The sequence below is a fragment of the Pseudarthrobacter sp. IC2-21 genome (genome assembly GCF_034048115.1).
GTDB lineage: Bacteria > Actinomycetota > Actinomycetes > Actinomycetales > Micrococcaceae > Arthrobacter > Arthrobacter naphthalenicus.
On record NZ_CP139145.1, the window covers coordinates 241,120 to 257,891 of the forward strand.

Below are 16,772 nucleotides of genomic sequence, written 5' to 3' on the forward strand. Positions count from 1 at the left end.
GGAGATCACGTGGCTACCGCATCCCAGGAAGTTTCACCTGCCCGTTTCAGCGCGCAGCTCCGGTCGCATGCCCTGCAGACGCGGATCATGGACCTCATCCTGGAGCGTGGCCTGGACGTGGGGGACGCCCTGCCCACCGAAAGTGAACTCTCCGCCGAGCTCGGGGTGGGCCGCAACACCGTCCGCGAATCCCTGAAGGTACTGCAGGCACTCGGCGTCATAGAGATCCGGCACGGCTTCGGCATGTTCGTCGCCCCCAACAACTTCAGCGCCCTGGTCTCCGGCCTGACCTTCCGCGGCCGGCTGTCGCTGCGCCACAAGGGCGAAGAAGCCATGGAACTGATCGACGTGCGGCAGGCCCTCGAATCCGGGCTGATCGGCTCCGCCATCGACCTCCTCACGGACCAGCACCTCGCGGATCTGCGCACCACGATGGAAGCGATGGAAGCGGCCGCCAAGAATGGCGAGCACCTGTATGTGCACGACGCCGAGTTCCACCGCCGCCTTTACGCGCCCCTTAACAATGAGCTGCTGATCAACCTGATGGACGTGTTCTGGCAGGTGTACCGCAAGATCCACCTGGCTCTCGGTACCGGCCCGGTCAACCTCGAAGAGCAGACCCGGGTCCACTGGGACATCTACCAAGCCGTGGCCGACAAGGACAAAGCGTTGGCCTCCGAGCGCCTGCAGCGCCACTTTGACGGCATCCGCCTGAAACTCAAGGAAGTCGCGGCCAGCTAGCGCGGCCGCATCCACACGCCCTGCCCGGCGCCCGCACCCGCGGGCGGACTTAGCCCTGCCCGCTTTTCGTAGAGAGTGCCTTTGACGTGGAAATCTTCGTAGTGCCCACCGCCGCCGCCACCGGTTCCGTTGCCGCCGGGATCCTTGCCGCGGTCATCCGCAGCAAACCCGGCGCCGTCCTGGGCCTGGCCACCGGCGGCTCGCCGCTGCCTATCTACAAAGCGCTCGCGGGCCATTCGGTGGACATGTCAGGGGTCAGCGGCTTCGCCCTGGACGAATACGTGGGCCTGCCCGCCGGCCACCCGGAAAGCTACGCGGAAGTTATCCGGCGTGAGGTGACTGAACGGCTGCACCTGGACCGCGCCAGGGTGGCCGTGCCGGACGGCAGTGCTGCGGACCCCGGCCGGGCGGCTGCCGACTATGACGCCGCCATTGCCGCCGCCGGCGGGATCGACGTGCAGATTTTGGGCATCGGCCACAACGGGCACCTGGCCTTCAACGAGCCGGGCTCCGCCCTGGACTCCCGGACCCGCGTGGAGGTCCTCACCGAGCGCACCCGGGCGGCCAACGCCCGCTACTTCAGCACTCCCGCGGAAGTCCCGCTCCGCTGCATCACCCAGGGCCTGGGCACCATCATGGAGGCCCGGCACCTTTTGCTGGTGGTCAATGGTGCGGACAAGGCAGCCATCCTGGCCGCCGCGCTGAACGGTCCCGTCTCCGCCGGCTGCCCGGCGTCAGTCCTGCAGCGGCACCCGCACGTGACGGTGGTGGCCGACGAGGCAGCCGCCTCACAGCTGGCGCCGGGCAGCGGCCAGGTGGCCGTGCGGGTGGCGGAAGCGGCCGCCGGCGTCTAAGAGCCCGTCCTAATGCCCGGCGTAGGGGTCTGCGATGCCGATGTATTGGGTGGTGGTGTATTCGGCGATGCCTTCGGTGCCGCCTTCGCGGCCGAGACCTGATTGCTTGACGCCGCCGAAGGGTGCCGCCGCGTTGGAGATGACTCCGGCGTTGAAGCCCACCATGCCGAATTCGATCTGTTCGGCCACCCGCAGGAGGCGGTTGAAGTCCCGGCTGTAGAGGTAGGACGCGAGGCCGTATTCGCTGGCGTTGGCGAGCCGGATGGCGTCCGCTTCATTGGCGAAGGTGGTGATGGGGGCGACGGGGCCGAAGATTTCCTGACGGAGGATCGCGGCGTCATTGGGCACGTTGGCCAGGACGGTGGGCGGGTAGAAGTACCCGGGCCCGTCCACGGGGGAGCCCCCGGTGAGGGCGGTGGCGCCGGCGTCGACGGCGGCGGTCACCAGCGCGTGCACGTCGTCGCGGGCTCCGGCGTCGATCAGCGGTCCCACCTGGGTTGCGGGCTCGGTGCCGCGGCCGGTGGTCAGGGCGCCCATCGCGGCGGCGAACTTGGCGGTGAATTCCTGGGCCACGGATTCCTGGACGAGGAACCGGTTGGCGGCGGTGCAGGCCTCGCCCATGTTCCGCATCTTGGCCGCCATGGCCCCGTCGACGGCGGCGTCCAGGTCGGCGTCCTCGAACACGATGAAGGGGGCGTTGCCGCCGAGTTCCATGGAGGTCCGCAGTACGTTCTGTGCGGCGTCGGCCATGAGGCGTTTGCCCACCGGGGTGGAGCCGGTGAAGCTCACCTTGCGGAGCCGGGAATCCTTCAGCAGCGGCCCGGAAATCCCGGCCGCGCTGGCGGAGGACACAACGTTCAACACACCTGCCGGGAGCCCGGCGTCGAGCATGGTCTGCGCGAAGTATTGGGCGGTCAGCGGGGTGAGTTTGGCGGGCTTGAGGACCATGGTGCAGCCGGCGGCGATGGCGGGGGCCACCTTGCGGGTGGCCATGGCCAGCGGGAAGTTCCACGGCGTGATCAGCAGGCAGGGGCCGACGGGTTTGTGTTGGACGAGGATCTTGTTTTTGCCCTCGGGGGTGGTGAGGTAGCGGCCGTAGTCCCGGACGGTTTCTTCGGCGAACCAGCGCAGGAACTCGGCACCGTAGGTCACCTCAGCGCGGGCTTCGGCCAGGGGTTTGCCCATTTCCAGGGTCATCAGCAGCGCGAAATCCCCGGCGCGTTCGGTCACCAGGTCAAAGGCCCGCCGCAGGATCTCCGCCCGTTCCCGCGGCGCCGTCCGCGCCCAGGACGCCTGGACGGCATCCGCGGCGTCGAGCGCGGCCACCGCATCCTGGCTGGTTGCCGAGGCGAGGGTGGCGAGCACCTCCCCGGTGGCGGGATCATGCACGTCGAACGTGCCGCCGTCGGACGCGTCCACCCACTGCCCGCCGATCAGCACGCCGGTAGGAACTGAAGCCAGGAGCGAGGCCGTACGCTCCGGCGAAACGGCAGGGGAGAGCGCAGAAAGTGTCATCAGAAGTCCTTCGGAAAATGGTCAGTAGCTGGTGGCGGGAGAGTCGACGTCGGACCGTTGGATGTACCGGGCTGCGAGAGCCTCGGATCCGCGGGCCAGGAGGGCCACGTCCGCGCCCACCAGAATGAAGTTGGCGCCGCTGGCAAGGTAGTGATCCGCGGTCGCAGGGCTGAAGGCGTTGACGCCGGCGGGTTTCCCGGCCGCTTTCGCAGCCGCGAGGCAGTGTTCGACGGCGGCGCGCACCTCGGGGTGTTCCTGCTGTCCCAGGAAGCCCATGGAAGCGGCGAGGTCGGACGGTCCCAGGAAGATGGCGTCCACGCCGTCCACTTTCAGTATGTCCTCGACCGAGTCCACCGCGGCGGTGGACTCGATCTGGACGGTGACGCTGATGGTTTCCGAGGCCCGGGCGAGGTAGTCCGGGACGCGGTTCCAGCGGGCGGCGCGGGCCAGCGCGGACCCGACCCCGCGGACCCCGTGGGGCGGGTAGCGGGTGGCCGCCACCGCAGCTTCGGCGTCCGCCGCCGAGTTGACCATGGGGATCAGCAGGTTCTGCACGCCGAGGTCCAGGTACTGCTTGATCAGCACGGTGTCGTTCACCGGTGGCCGGACCAGGGTGTGGACCGGGTAGCCGTGGACGGCCTGGAGCTGGGCGAGGATGGATTCAAGCCCGTTGGGGCTGTGTTCGGCGTCGACCAGGAGCCAGTCCAGCCCGGACCCGGCGCAGAGTTCGGCGATCAGCGGGCTGCCGGAACACACCCACATGCCGGCCAGCGGACGGCCCTCCTCGCCCGCCTGTCCGCGGAGGGCGTCCCGGAAAGTGTCTTCTAGTCGAAGCGGCATGTGACAACTCCCAGTGGTCCGTAGTCGGCGTGGACGGTATCGCCCTTGTTGACCCACATCGGGCGGGTAAAGGAGCCGGCGAGGATGATGTCCCCGGCCTTCATGCTGTCACCGTGGGCGGCGATCTTGTTGGCCAGCCAGTGCACTCCGTTGGCCGGGTGGTCCAGGACCCCCGCGGCCACGCCGGTCTCCTCCACGGTCTGGTTCTTGTACAGGATGGCGGAGACCCAGCGGAGGTCCACGGCGTCGGGCCTGACCGGGCGGCCGCCGATCACCATGGCGCCCATCGCGGCGTTGTCCGAGATGGTGTCCACGATGGTCCGGCCCTCCATCTCGATCCGGGAATCGAGGATCTCCAGGGCCGGGACCACGTAATCGGTGGCGTTCAGGACATCGAAGATGGTGCAGCCCGGCCCCTTCAGGGCGTCCTTCAGGACAAACGCCAGTTCCACTTCGACCCGGGGATGGGTGTACTTGTCCCACTCCACCGAGCAGCCCGTTTCCAGGACCATGTCATCGAAGATCGCGCCGTAGTCCGGTTCGGTGATGCCGGTGGCTGCCTGCATCGCCCGGGACGTGAGGCCGATCTTCCGGCCCACCAGCGTCCGCCCGGCTTCCTCATTCCGGCGGCGCCACAACTGCTGCACGGCATAGGAATCCTCCACCGTCATCTCCGGGTACCGTGCAGTCAGCCGGGAGACGGGCGTCCGTGAGCGGCCGGCCTCCACCAGCTCGTCCGCGATGGCCTCGATCGTCTTCGCATCCAGCATGGCTAGAGCTGCGCCCCGAGTTTGAAGCCCGTCCGGTCCCCTTCGGGGGAACCGTCCTTGCGGGTGTAGGAGAACCCGTCGGCGCCCACGGTGACGGCCATCTCGGACTTTTCCTCACGGACTATGACCGGCTGCGGGTTGCCGTCCAGGTCCAGCACCAGGGACGCTTCGGTGTACCAGGACGGGACCACGGGGTTGCCCCACCAGTCGCGGCGCTGGTTGTCGTGGACGTCCCAGGTGATGGTGGGGTTGTCCGGGTCGCCGGTGTAGTAATCCTGCGTGTAGATCTCGATCCGGTGGCCGTCCGGGTCCAGGATGTAGAGGTAGAAGGCGTTGGACACGCCGTGGCGGCCGGGGCCGCGTTCGATCCGGTCGCTGATGCGCAGGGCGCCCATCTTGTCGCAGATCTGGATGATGTTGTGCTTTTCGTGGGTGGCGAACGCGACGTGGTGCATGCGCGGGCCGTTGCCGCCGGTCAGGGCGGTGTCATGGACGGTCTGCTTGCGGTGCATCCACGCGGCGTACGTGACGCCGTCGGAATCCTTGATGTCCTCGGAGACGCGGAAGCCGAGGTCCTCCAGGTACTTGCGGCCGCGGGGGACGTCCGGGGTGACCTGGTTGAAGTGGTCCAGGCGCACCAGTTCGCCGGCGGAGTAGAGGTCGTAGCGCTGGGTGAGGCGCTCCACGTGCTCCACGTCATAGAAGAACTCGTAGGGGAAGCCCAGCGGGTCCTCCACGCGGACGGAATCGCCGATGCCCTTGGTGAAGCCGTCCTTGCGGCGTTCCACCCGGCAGCCCAGCTCGCGGTAGTACGCCTCGGCGGCGTCCACCTCGGCGGGGGACTTCACCCGGTAGGCAAAGGCGGCGACGGCGGCGATGGGTCCCTTGCGGAGCACCAGGTTGTGGTGGATGAACTCCTCGAGGGAGCGCAGGTAGATGTTGTTCTCGTCTTCCTCAGTGACGTGCAGGCCCAGGAGGTCAACGTAGAACTCGCGGGACCTGGCGAGGTCGGTGACCACGATTTCCATGTAGGCGCAGCGGACGATGTCCGGGGCAGGGACAGTGGGGGTGGGGATGAAGTTCGTCATGGTGGTCTCTCTTCTTTGAAAGGGTTGCGGGGACCCAACTAGGTAGCAGTAGATGTCGTTTTGGGGGCTCATAACGACAAATGCTGCTACCCAGTTGGGCTGCAAGTGGTGGTTAGGCGCCGAACTTGGGGGTGTGGACGGTGCCGAGGGTGATGTGCACGGCCTGCTGGTCGGTGTAGAAGTCGATGGAGCGGTAGCCGCCCTCGTGGCCGAGGCCCGAGGCCTTGACGCCGCCGAACGGGGTGCGCAGGTCCCGGACGTTGTGGCTGTTGAGCCACACCATGCCGGCCTCGACGTTTTGGGAGAAGTTGTGCGCCCGGGTCAGGTTCTGGGTCCAGATGTAGGCGGCCAGGCCGTACTTGGTGTTGTTCGCCAGGGCGAGGGCTTCATCGTCGTTCTCGAACGGGGTGATTGCAACCACCGGGCCGAAGATCTCCTCCTGGAAGATCCGCGCGTCCGGGGCGACGTCGGCGAACACCGTGGGCGCGATGTAGTTGCCCTCGGGCAGGTGGTCGGGGCGGCCGCCGCCGGCGAGGAGCCGGCCTTCGGACTTGCCGATCTCCACGTAGGAGGCCACCTTTTCGTAGTGCTCCGGGTGGACCAGGGCGCCCACCTGGGTCTTGGGATCGTGCGGATCGCCCACCACGATGTTCTTGGCCCGGGCGGCGTACTTTTCGCAGAATTCGTCGTAGATGGCGCGTTCGACGAGGATGCGTGAGCCGGCGGTGCAGCGTTCGCCGTTCAGGGAGAAGACCCCGAACAGCGCGGAATCGATGGCGGCGTCCAGGTCGGCGTCGGCGAACACGACGCACGGGGACTTGCCGCCGAGTTCCATGGACAGGCCCTTGAGGTTGGCGGCGGCGTTGCGGAAGATCGTCTGGCCCGTGGTGGTTTCGCCGGTGAAGGAGATCAGCGGCACGTCCGGGTGCTTGACCAGCGCGTCGCCGGCTTCCTCGCCCAGGCCGTTGACCAGGTTGAACACACCGTCAGGCAGGCCGGCGTCCTTGAAGATGGTGGCCCACAGCGAGGCGGAGAGCGGGGTGAACTCTGCCGGCTTCAGGACCACGGTGTTGCCGGTGGCCAGGGCCGGGGCCAGCTTCCAGGACTCCAGCATAAACGGGGTGTTCCACGGCGTGATCAGGCCGGCGACGCCGATCGGCTTGCGGTTCACGTAGTTGATCTGGGAGCCCGGGACCTTCATGGCGTCGTCGAACTGGGCCACGATCAGGTCCGCGAAGAAGCGGAAGTTCTCGGCTGCGCGGAGGGCCTGGCCCTTGGCCTGGGTAATCGGCAGGCCGGTATCGAAGGTTTCGAGTTCGGCCAGGCGTTCCTCCTGGGCCTCGACGGCGTCGGCGATCCTGTTCAGGATCCGGGCGCGTTCGCGCGGCTTCATCCTGGGCCACGGGCCGTTCTTGAAGGCTTCGCGGGCGGCGGCGACGGCGAGGTCGATGTCCTCTTTCTGGCCGGCGGCTGCGGTGGCGTAGTTGGTGTTGGACACCGGGTCCAGGACGTCGAAGGTCTTGCCGGACACCGAGTCCACGAACTGGCCGTTGATGTAGTGCTGGATATGGGAGGGCAGGTCCTGCGGCACGTAATGCGTGCTGGCTTCTGCGGCAGTGAACGTCATTGTTGTTTCCTTAGCTACTAGTCCAACGCGGGGTCACTTCTCGCCCAATGGGGGCCGTTTATCGGGCGTTAAGTGACCCCGCGTTGCTTTATTGGAGGGGTTGGGCCTGCGCGAGGTAGGCATCGAGGGTGGCGCTGCGGTGGAGCCGTGCTGCTTTTTCAATGGCGTCCGCGTCGGCGCCGGATTCGATGAGCCGGAGCAGTGACTCGTGCTCATCCACGGAATTGTGGGCCCTGCCCGGGACGAAGCGGAAGGTTGAGGACCGCAGGGAGGCGAGCCGGTTCCAGCCGCTGTGGACGAGGCCCAGGATGTGCGGGTTGGGGCAGTGCTCGAACAGGACGCTGTGGAAGTCCTGGTTGAGCTGTGTGAAGCGGACCGGATCGAAGTGTTCCAGGCATTCGCGCATCTCCGCGTTCACCGCACGGGCACGGGCCACATCGGCCGCGCCGATCAGCGGAGCTGACAGCGCGGTGGCGGCGCCTTCGACGATGCTCAGCGTCTGCATGGTGTACAGGTACTCGGTGGGGTCGATCCCCGCCACCGTGGCGCCAACGTTCCGCTCGAACTTCACCAGCCCCTCGGCCTCGAGCCGGCGGATGGCCTCGCGGACCGGCACCACACTCACGCCCAGGTCTTTGGCGATGACCGCCAGGACCAGGCGGTAACCGGGAGTGTAGGTGCCTCCCACAATGCGTGCCTTAACCGCTTCGTAGGCCTGCTGGGACTTGCTGCCGGCGGCGGTTAATGCGGTCTCAGTCATTGGCGTGGTCCTCTTCCCGTTCGTTCCCACTCCGCGTACTTGTTCTGCCACTCGGCGTTCATGGGGTAGAGGCCGTCAACGCTGTTGCCTTCCTGGACCATCTGGAAGATGAACGCTTCCTCTTTTTCCTGCTGGATGCAGTCCTCCACCAGTTCCTCGGCGAGGGCCGGCGGGATCACCAGGATGCCGTCGGAATCGGCCACGATGATGTCGCCGGGCTGGACCGTGGCACCGCCGCACGCGATGGTGATGTCCCTGTCCCACGGGATGTGGCGGCGGCCCAGCACGGCGGGGTGCGGGTTGGCAAAGTAGGTGGGCATCTCCAGGCCGGCCACCGCGGTGTAGTCGCGGACGCCGCCGTCGGTGATGATCGCCGCCGCGCCGCGGACCTGGGCCCGGAGAGCGAGGATGTCGCCCACCGTTCCGGTGCCCTTTTCGCCGCGGGCCTCCATCACGAGGATTTCGCCTTCGTTGACGGAGTCGATGGCGCGTTTCTGGGCGTTGAAGCCGCCGCCGTGGGTCTTGAAGAGGTCCTCCCGGTTGGGGACGTACCGGAGGGTCCGGGCCAGGCCCACCACGCGACGGTCGGGGCGGGTGGCCTGCAGCCCGTCGATGCTGACGTTGTTGAGGCCGCGTTTGCGCAGCTGGGAGGACAGGGTGGCGGTGGCCACGCTCTCCAGTTTGGCCTTCAGTTCGGGGGAGAGGGCAGGCACGACGGCGGCCGCTTCGGCGGGTGCCAAACCCGCCGCTTCGCGGGAACCGTATGCCTCCTCGCGCTGCAGGTCATCAACCTTGGGTGCGGCACCAAACTCAGCGAACGGCGTCGTGCCTTCCGCAACGGAGGTGACCAGCCGGCCGGTGGTGAGGCGCCCGTCCGCGGTGCCGACCTCGACTTCGAGGACGTCGCCGGGCTTAGCCACAGAAGCGCCGGCCGGCGTGCCGGTGAGGATGATGTCCCCCTCCTCGAGCGTGAGCAGCTGGGACAGGTCCGCCACCAGCCGGGGGAACGGGAAAAGCAGGTCCCCCGTGGTGTCATCCTGGACGAGCTCCCCGTTGTGCCAGGTGCGGATGCGCAGGGTGGCGGGGTCCACGGCGTCTGCGGGGATGAGGGCGGGGCCTACCGGGGTGAAGCCGTCGCCGCCCTTGGACCGGAGGTTGGAGCCCTTGTCCGCGTAGCGCAAGTCGTAGACGCCCAGATCGTTGCTGGCGGTCACGGCGGCAACGTGGCTCCAGGCGTCCTCGATGCTGACCCGCCGTGCGGCCTTGCCGATGACCAGGGCAATCTCGCCCTCGTAGCCGAGCAGTTCGCACCCTGCGGGGCGTTCCACCGCGCTGCCGCTGAGGGACAGCGATGACGAGGGCTTGAGGAAGTAGGACGGCTGGGCCGGCGTGCGGCCCCGCTGGGCGGCCCGGCTGGGGTAGTTGATGTGCACTGCGATCACCTTGCGTGCCGCTGCGAGGATGTCCCCGTTGACCTGCTCCAAAACCGTCTCCTCATCAAGTACGAAATCGTATACGATGACTATTCCCCAATGAGTGGGGCCTGTCAACCCCTCTGGTGCGGCGACTTCTCGCGGCGCGAGGCCTCAACGGTAGTCGTAGTTTTCGGGTACTTGTATGCGGCGTCACACCTGCCGTACAGTCATGGACCAGCGCTTTGTTTCTAATATAGAAACCAAAATTCTTATATCGAACACTCCTGAGGTTCTCGGTTCCAGTTGACCCGGGTCCCTTATGAAAGCCAATCCCACAGTGAAGTGAGGAAAGCCCATGCAGTTCCACCACCACGGTTACGTATCCGGAGACCCCCGGGTCAAGCCCGCAGCAGGGGTCGGCATCGACCGCCCCGATGAGCTTCCGGACCACGTTGATGTGTTGATTGTTGGCTCCGGGCCCGCGGGCATGCTCGCCGCCGCGCAGCTGTCCCAGTTTCCGAACGTCACCACCAGGATGGTGGAGCGCCGCCCGGGACGGCTGGCCATCGGCCAGGCCGATGGCATCCAGGCCCGTAGTGTGGAGACGTTCCAGGCCTTTGGCTTCGCGGAGCGGATCATCGCCGAGGCCTACCGCATCACCGAGATGGCATTCTGGAAGCCCGACGCAACGGACCCCTCGCGGATCGTCCGGGCAGCGCGCACGCCGGATGACCCTGCCGGGATCAGCGAATTTCCGCACCTCATCGTCAACCAGGCCCGCGTGCTGGACTACTTCGCCGAGTTCATGGCCAATTCCCCCGCCCGCATGAAGCCGGATTATGGTTTTGAGTTCGTGGATCTTGAGGTCTCCGATGAGGGGGAATACCCGGTCACCGTCACACTGCTGCACACCTCCGGCCCGAACGAAGGCAAAGAGCGCACCGTCCGGGCAAAGTACGTGGTCGGCGCCGACGGCGCCCGCAGCAAAGTGCGGGATTCGATCGGCTGCACCCTCGCCGGAGACGCTGCCAACCACGCGTGGGGCGTGATGGATGTCCTCGCCGTGACAGACTTCCCGGACATCCGCACCAAGTGCGCCATCCAGTCCGGCTCGGGCGGCAGTATCCTCCATATCCCGCGCGAGGGCGGCCACCTCTTCCGGATGTACGTTGACCTGGGCGAGGTGGACCCGGACGACAACGGTGCCGTGCGAAACACCACCATCGAAGAAATCATCGCCAAGGCCAACGAGATCCTTCACCCCTACACCCTGGACGTGCGGAACGTCGCCTGGCACAGCGTGTACGAGGTGGGGCACCGCCTCACGGACCGGTTCGACGACGTCCTTCCGGAGGACCGCGGCACGCGGACCCCGCGGGTGTTCATCACCGGGGATGCCTGCCATACACACAGCGCAAAGGCCGGCCAGGGCATGAACGTGTCCATGCAGGACGGCTTCAACATTGCGTGGAAACTCGGCCACGTGCTCGAGGGCCGCAGCCCGGAGTCCCTGCTCTCCACCTATTCGGAAGAGCGCCAGGTGGTGGCGAAAAACCTCATCGACTTCGATAAAGAGTGGTCCACCATGATGGCCAAGAAGCCCGAAGAGTTCGCGAACCCCACGGAGCTCGAGAATTTCTATGTCAGCACGGCCGAGTTTCCGGCCGGGTTCATGACCGAGTACGCGCCGTCCATGCTGGTTGCACCCGCGGATCACCAGCACCTCGCAACGGGCTTCCCCGTGGGAAAGCGCTTCAAGTCAGCTCCCGTGGTGCGGGTTGGCGACACCAACCCCGTCCACCTGGGCCACCATGCCACGGCTGACGGCCGCTGGCGCATCTACGTCTTCGCGGACCAGGCACTTCCGTCAGGAGGGACCCAGCCAGCGTCTGCCACGGACCGGTTTGCCGAATGGATCGCGAACTCGCCGGAATCACCCCTGGCCGCGACGCCGTCGGACGCGGATCCCGACGCCTGGTTCGACGTGAAGGTGATCTACCAGCAGGCGCATGCCAGCCTGGACATCGGGGCGGTGCCGGCCGTGTTCAAACCCCTGGTGGGACCGTTCAAGCTCACCGATTACGAGAAGGTGTACGCCACCGATCCCACAGCCGATATTTTCGAGCTGCGGGGCGTGGACCGCGGCGGTGTGGTGGTGGTGGTGCGGCCGGACCAGTACGTGGCAAATGTCCTGCCCCTGACCGCGACGGCTGAGCTCGGGGCGTTCTTCGCTCCCCTTCTGGCGCCCCGGTTGGAGGCATCGGCGGCTAGCGGAGCTGTTCGCTGATCCGCCGGGCGGCATCCTTGACGGAGCTGCCCACCTGCTCAGGAGGGAGCTGGGCGCTGGGATAAACCACGGCGATGGCGGCCGGCTGGAGCCCCTGGGCCGGGCTGAGCGGGACGGCCACGGACGTAACCCCCGGCAGGACTTCGTGGTGGCTGACGGCAAATCCCGACTCGCGGACGGACGCCACTTCCGGACGCCGGGGCTGATCCGGCGAAACCGCCTCCCACTGAGCGTCGTCCAGGATTGCCTGGATAGCCAGCCCCGGCGCCCCCAGGTTCAGCGCGTGGCGGGTGCCGGGCCGCTGGACCACCGCGGCACGGCTGTGCCGCGGTTCCACGCTGGTCAGGGTGGTGCAGTCCCCGCGGTCCAGCACCACCAGGAAAGCGGTGGTGCCCAGTTCATTGGCGAGGGCTGTCAGCTCCGGCAGCGCTGCAGTTTGCAGGTCGCGGGCAACGCCGCGGGCCAGCGTGGCCAACCCGGTGCCCAGGACGATGCTCCCGGCGTTGTCCCTGGCGACGAGTCTGTGGTCTTCAAGGGTGCGGAGGATTCTGTAGGCAATTGAGCGGTGGACGCCCATCCTGGCCGAAATTTCTGCGATGCTGAGCGCCGTCGTTTCCTCGCTCAGGATCTCCAGCATCCTGATCCCGCGGGAGAGGGTCTGCGAATGGGCCGGTGCGGCCTTGCCGTCCGGAAGTGCTGCGTCTGCCATGCCGCCGTACCCCTGTCGTTTCTGTCCGGTGATGCCCCAGGCCTCAAAGCCGGCAGCCCCATAGTAGAACACAGGTTGCGAATATCGAACGCCTGACCGCGGACCGGCCACCGTTCGGCGCGTTAGCGGCGAGCCTCTCCCTTGTCCAGTAACTGCCCCGCGCGCATGACCAGGACGCGTTCAAAGTTGCCGTCCACCACCACGACGTCGGCGCGCAGGCCCGCGCGGAGGCCCCCCACATGCTCCTGCTCGCCGATGATGGCCGCCGGGACGGCAGTCGCGGACAGGACTGCGGCGGCGGGTTCCACCCCGGCGCCGATGGTCCGGCGCACCACGTCCAGCAGCGTTGCCGTCCCGCCGGCGAGGGTGCCGTCGCCGAGCCGCGCCACGGCAGCGCTGACGGAGACAGATGCCGGACCGAGCTCGTAGTGCCCGTCGGGCAGGCCGGTGGCGGCCATTGAGTCGGTTACCAGGACCACGTTTTCCGGGCCGACCAGGTCGAACACCATCCGCACGGTTTCAGGATCCAGGTGAACGCCGTCCGCGATGAGTTCCACGGCCGCTTTGCCGGCGGCGGCCAGCCGAAGGCACGCGGCCACAGGGCCGGGGCTGCGGTGGTGCAGCGGCGGCATGCCGTTGAAGAGGTGGGTGATGGTGGGGCGCGACGCCGGTCCCCGCCCGGCTGCCTGCAGCAGTTCGGCAGCCGCGGTGAGGGAGGCCGCCGTCGTGCGCGCATCCGCATCGGTGTGCCCCAGCGACGGCGTCACACCGTTTTCGGCGAGCATCCGCACCAGGGCTTCGGCGCCGGGGAGTTCGGGCGCGTAGGTCATGGTCCGCAGGTGTCCGCCGGCGGCGTCCATCATTTCACCGAGCAGGCCGACGTCGGGGTCGCGGAGGAACCGCGGGTCCTGGGCGCCGCAGCGGGCGTGCGACAGGAACGGGCCCTCGGCGTGGATGCCCGCGACGAGACCTTCGTCGGCCAGCTGCCGCAGTGTTTTCAGGCCCCGCAACAGGTCCGCGCGGGAAGCAGTCACCAGGCTTGCGAGCAGCGTGGTGGTGCCGGCGCGGTGCAGGAACTCGACGGCGGTGCGGGCCGGTTCGCTGTTGCCGGTCGGGAAGTCGCCGCCCGCTGCGCCGTGGCAGTGGAGGTCAATGAGGCCGGGCAGGATCATGCTGCCCGGCGGCAACTCCAGTTCTTCAAGGCCCGGCATCGATGCGTCCATGCCTGCGCGGGCGCCCACGTATACGATGCGGCCATCAGCCACGGCCACGACGGCGTTGTCCATGGACATTCCGTCCGTCAGGACCGTGCCGGGCAAGAGATAGCTCCCGGAGCCGGCGGCATTCGTTTGCTTTTGTTTCCGTGGCATTTGGTCCTGCGGAGTCACTTCAGGGCCTCGGCAAACCAGCCGGTGATGGTGGCCGGGTGGGTGATGGCCGTGCCAACCACGACGGCGAATGCGCCGGCATTGAGCGACTCCCGGGCCTGCGCAGGGGTATGCAGGCGGCCCTCGGCGATGAGGGGAACGCCGAAACCGGCAGCGGCGATCTGCTCAATCAGCTCCAGGTCGGGGCCGTGCGTTTTGGGGCGCTCGCCGGTGTAGCCGGACAGGGTGGTGCCGATCAGGTCAGCCCCGGCTTCGACGGCGGCAGCCGCGTCGTCGAAGGAACCGCAGTCAGCCATCACCAGCGCGTGGGATTCGGCGTGGATGCCTGCAACCGTCTCGGCAAGGGTCAGTCCGTCGGGACGCTGGCGGCGGGTGCCGTCGATTGCCACGACGTGCGCGCCTGCGTTTGCCACGGCCAAGGCGTGCCGGAGCGTGGGAGTGATGAAGACGCCGTCGTGCCCGTCCTTCCAGAGCCCGATCACCGGAACCTCCACGGCTGCGCGGCTGAACTGCACATCGGCCAGGCCCTGGACACGGACTGCGGCGGCACCGCCGATCACAGCAGAGGCGGCAAACTGCGCGGTGGTGCGGGGATCGCGCAGGGGCTCGCCCGGGTAGGCCTGGCAGGAGACGATCAGTTGCCCGCGGAGGAATTCAAGGGCTTCGGGGGTCAGGATCACGATCGGTTCCTCTGGAAGTTTGGCGGGCGGTTTGTCGAGGTACTTAGGACGATGGTGTCAGGACGGGGAAGTGAGGACCAGGCGCGCGGCCCCCACCATGGCGGCCGCGTTGCCGAGTTTAGCCGGGAGGACGGGCAGCCCGGCCAAAGCGGGCAGGAGCTCGGCGCGGAGGGCACGTTCCATGGGGCGCCACCAGGGGGCTCCGGCGTCGGAGAGGCCGCCCGAAACCACCACCACCTCCGGGTCAAGGATGTTGGCGAGCCCGCCCACGGCCTGCCCGGCAGCACCGGCCCCGATGCCTACGGCCGTGATGGCAGCGGCGTCGCTTCCGCCGGCCAGGGCAAAAACGGCGCGGGCGTCTGCCGGGTCCGCCGTGCCGCCCAGCCGGAGGTACGTCTCGCGGATGGCGGGCCCGGAGGCGATGGCCTCAACGTGCCCGGCTCCGCCGCAGACGCAGGGAACAGCCGCGCCTTCATGAAACGCATACGGCGAGGCAAAGTGCCCCACGTGTCCGCCGACGTAGCGGTGCCCGAGGACCGGCTGCCCGCCGAGCACAAAACTGCCGCCGACGCCGGTGCCGAAGGCCACCAACAGGGAGCTGGCCGTTCCGGCAGCGGCACCGGTCCACGACTCACCGAGGGCGTGCGCATGGACATCGTTCACGGCCCGCACAGTGCCAGGTTCCAAACCGAGCCGCGCCGCCAATCCAGCAGTCAATTCCGTCCCGGCCCACCCGAGGATCGCGTCGGTAGCCGAAACCACCACCCCGTGCCCGGCATCAATCACCCCGGCAGACCCAACGCCAACCCCCACAACATCCAGGCCCTCTGCTTGGGCCTTGGAAAGGAGCGAAGAAACCAGCTCCGCAGTAGCATCCAAAATGGCGTCCCCACCATCCCGATTCAGCGTCGGAACAGTCTCCGAAAACAAGACCGCCCCATCCTCCGAAACAACCCCGGCAGCAGTCTTAGTGCCGCCAAGGTCAACCCCGATCGCGTACATTATTCTCTTCCTAACAGGGGATCTCGACAGGCTCAGTCACCGGACGGCGCTTCCGCAGCGCTGGACATGGTTCTTTTGTATAGGTTGCGTCAGAGCGCGAGGAACGAGCGCAGCAACCGGCAAAAGGAGCATGCCCAGCGCCCCTCACCCCGGCGGTAAAGACTAGATCAGCCCGTTGCGTTCCAGGATGACCTTGACCGCTGCAGTCTCGTCTTCGTCCAGGGAGAGCATCGGGGCGCTCATGACGTTGGTCTTGATGACGCCCATAAGCTGCAGGGCGGTCTTGAAGGCGCCCAGGCCCGCGGCGTTGCCGGACATGCGGCCTGCCTTGGGGGTGTAGACGATTTCGAAGACATCGGCCAGGCGGTCCTGCTCGGCGGCGGCCTTGGCCCAGTCGCCGGCAACGGCAGCGTCGTAGAGGCGGCGGTAGCCGGCCGGGTCAACGTTGCCGAGGCCCGGAACAACACCCTGGGCGCCGCCCAGGAGGGCACCGTCCACTACCACTTCGTGGCCGGTGAAGATGTCGAAGTTGGGAATGTCCTTGGCTGCAATGAGCAGCTGGCGGAAGGAGACGTCGTCACCGGAGGAGTCCTTCACGCCGGCGATGACGCCGTCGCGGCCCAGCTCGACCAGCAGGTCGGTGGGCAGCTTGAAGTGGGTGCGCACCGGGACGTCGTAGGCGAAAACGGGGACGTCCACAGCGGCGGCGATGGAGCGGAAGTGCGTGTTGTTCTCCTGGGCGTTGGAGATGGCGTAGTACAGGCTGGTGGCCACGATCGAGTCGGCACCCAGCGCGATGACGCGCTTGGCTTCTTCGATGACGCGGTTGGTGGTCTGCTCCACAGCGCCCACAATCACGGGCACCTGGCCGGCGTTCACGCCTGCCACGGTCTGTACAACGAGGTCGCGCTCGGTGTTGGTCATATGGGTGACCTCGCCGGAGGAACCCAGCACAAACAGGCCGCTCACGCCGCCGTCGAGCAGGTGCCTGGTGACGTTTTCCAGCGACGGTACGTCGATGGCGCCGTCCACGGTGCGGGGGGTTACGACGGGCGGGATGACGCCCTGGAAGCGGGAAGCGACAGTTGTCACAGTG

15 protein-coding genes are annotated in these 16,772 nt (G+C 67.3%); 3 read left to right on the forward strand and 12 right to left on the reverse strand.

Annotation, left to right across the window (positions count from 1 at the left end; all coding sequences use genetic code 11):
* Positions 1-9: 9 nt before the first annotated feature.
* Complete coding sequence (locus SBP01_RS01075) at positions 10-741, forward strand: FadR/GntR family transcriptional regulator (RefSeq protein WP_275213769.1); 732 nt, start codon at positions 10-12, stop codon at positions 739-741.
* An 86-nt stretch (positions 742-827) separates the two neighbouring features.
* Positions 828-1,595 (forward strand): glucosamine-6-phosphate deaminase, encoded by a 768-nt coding sequence (locus tag SBP01_RS01080; RefSeq protein ID WP_320537198.1) that lies wholly within the window; start codon positions 828-830, stop codon positions 1,593-1,595.
* Positions 1,596-1,604: 9 nt separating this feature from the next.
* Here the strand turns inward: SBP01_RS01080 and SBP01_RS01085 are convergent, their stop codons facing one another.
* The 7 genes from SBP01_RS01085 to SBP01_RS01115 form a co-directional block, all read right to left on the reverse strand.
* The gene (locus SBP01_RS01085; RefSeq protein ID WP_320537199.1) at positions 1,605-3,110 is read right to left on the reverse strand and encodes an NAD-dependent succinate-semialdehyde dehydrogenase; all 1,506 of its coding nucleotides are present in this window, start codon (positions 3,108-3,110) and stop codon (positions 1,605-1,607) included.
* A gap of 21 nt (positions 3,111-3,131) precedes the next feature.
* Positions 3,132-3,950 (reverse strand): HpcH/HpaI aldolase/citrate lyase family protein, encoded by an 819-nt coding sequence (locus tag SBP01_RS01090; protein WP_320537200.1) that lies wholly within the window; start codon positions 3,948-3,950, stop codon positions 3,132-3,134.
* Positions 3,935-4,720 carry a 2-oxo-hept-4-ene-1,7-dioate hydratase gene (hpaH, locus tag SBP01_RS01095; protein ID WP_320537201.1) on the reverse strand — a complete coding sequence of 262 codons (786 nt, stop codon included), beginning with the start codon at positions 4,718-4,720 and terminating at the stop codon, positions 3,935-3,937. Before hpaH ends, SBP01_RS01090 begins: the two co-directional genes overlap by 16 nt.
* A 2-nt stretch (positions 4,721-4,722) precedes the next feature.
* Entirely contained in the window at positions 4,723-5,808 is a 1,086-nt protein-coding gene (gene hpaD / locus SBP01_RS01100) for a 3,4-dihydroxyphenylacetate 2,3-dioxygenase (RefSeq protein WP_320537202.1), read from the reverse strand.
* A gap of 112 nt (positions 5,809-5,920) precedes the next feature.
* Positions 5,921-7,435 (reverse strand): 5-carboxymethyl-2-hydroxymuconate semialdehyde dehydrogenase, encoded by a 1,515-nt coding sequence (gene hpaE / locus SBP01_RS01105; RefSeq protein ID WP_320537203.1) that lies wholly within the window; start codon positions 7,433-7,435, stop codon positions 5,921-5,923.
* 88 nt (positions 7,436-7,523) lie between these two features.
* A complete protein-coding gene (locus SBP01_RS01110) occupies positions 7,524-8,195 on the reverse strand; it encodes a GntR family transcriptional regulator (RefSeq protein ID WP_320537204.1) in 672 nt (223 codons plus the stop codon).
* On the reverse strand, positions 8,192-9,679 hold the full coding sequence (locus SBP01_RS01115) for a fumarylacetoacetate hydrolase family protein (protein ID WP_320537205.1): 1,488 nt from the start codon (positions 9,677-9,679) through the stop codon (positions 8,192-8,194). The genes SBP01_RS01110 and SBP01_RS01115 overlap by 4 nt, the downstream gene beginning before the upstream one ends.
* A gap of 286 nt (positions 9,680-9,965) precedes the next feature.
* Between SBP01_RS01115 and SBP01_RS01120 the strand changes: the two genes are divergently transcribed.
* Positions 9,966-11,897, forward strand: a complete 1,932-nt coding sequence (locus SBP01_RS01120) for an FAD-binding monooxygenase (RefSeq protein ID WP_320537206.1) — start codon at positions 9,966-9,968, stop codon at positions 11,895-11,897.
* On the opposite strand, the gene SBP01_RS01125 is transcribed toward SBP01_RS01120, so the two are convergent.
* The 5 genes from SBP01_RS01125 to SBP01_RS01145 all read right to left on the reverse strand — a co-directional run bounded on the left by SBP01_RS01125 (position 11,878) and on the right by SBP01_RS01145 (position 16,768).
* The gene (locus tag SBP01_RS01125) at positions 11,878-12,606 is read right to left on the reverse strand and encodes an IclR family transcriptional regulator (RefSeq protein ID WP_320537207.1); all 729 of its coding nucleotides are present in this window, start codon (positions 12,604-12,606) and stop codon (positions 11,878-11,880) included. The two genes, SBP01_RS01120 and SBP01_RS01125, sit on opposite strands and share 20 nt — an antisense overlap.
* A 122-nt stretch (positions 12,607-12,728) precedes the next feature.
* Positions 12,729-13,976 carry an N-acetylglucosamine-6-phosphate deacetylase gene (nagA, locus tag SBP01_RS01130; RefSeq protein WP_320537208.1) on the reverse strand — a complete coding sequence of 416 codons (1,248 nt, stop codon included), beginning with the start codon at positions 13,974-13,976 and terminating at the stop codon, positions 12,729-12,731.
* A gap of 14 nt (positions 13,977-13,990) precedes the next feature.
* A complete protein-coding gene (locus SBP01_RS01135; RefSeq protein ID WP_320537209.1) occupies positions 13,991-14,674 on the reverse strand; it encodes an N-acetylmannosamine-6-phosphate 2-epimerase in 684 nt (227 codons plus the stop codon).
* A gap of 57 nt (positions 14,675-14,731) precedes the next feature.
* A complete protein-coding gene (locus SBP01_RS01140) occupies positions 14,732-15,676 on the reverse strand; it encodes an ROK family protein (protein ID WP_320537210.1) in 945 nt (314 codons plus the stop codon).
* A gap of 162 nt (positions 15,677-15,838) precedes the next feature.
* Positions 15,839-16,768 (reverse strand): dihydrodipicolinate synthase family protein, encoded by a 930-nt coding sequence (locus SBP01_RS01145; RefSeq protein WP_320537211.1) that lies wholly within the window; start codon positions 16,766-16,768, stop codon positions 15,839-15,841.
* Between the last annotated feature and the right edge of the window lie 4 nt (positions 16,769-16,772).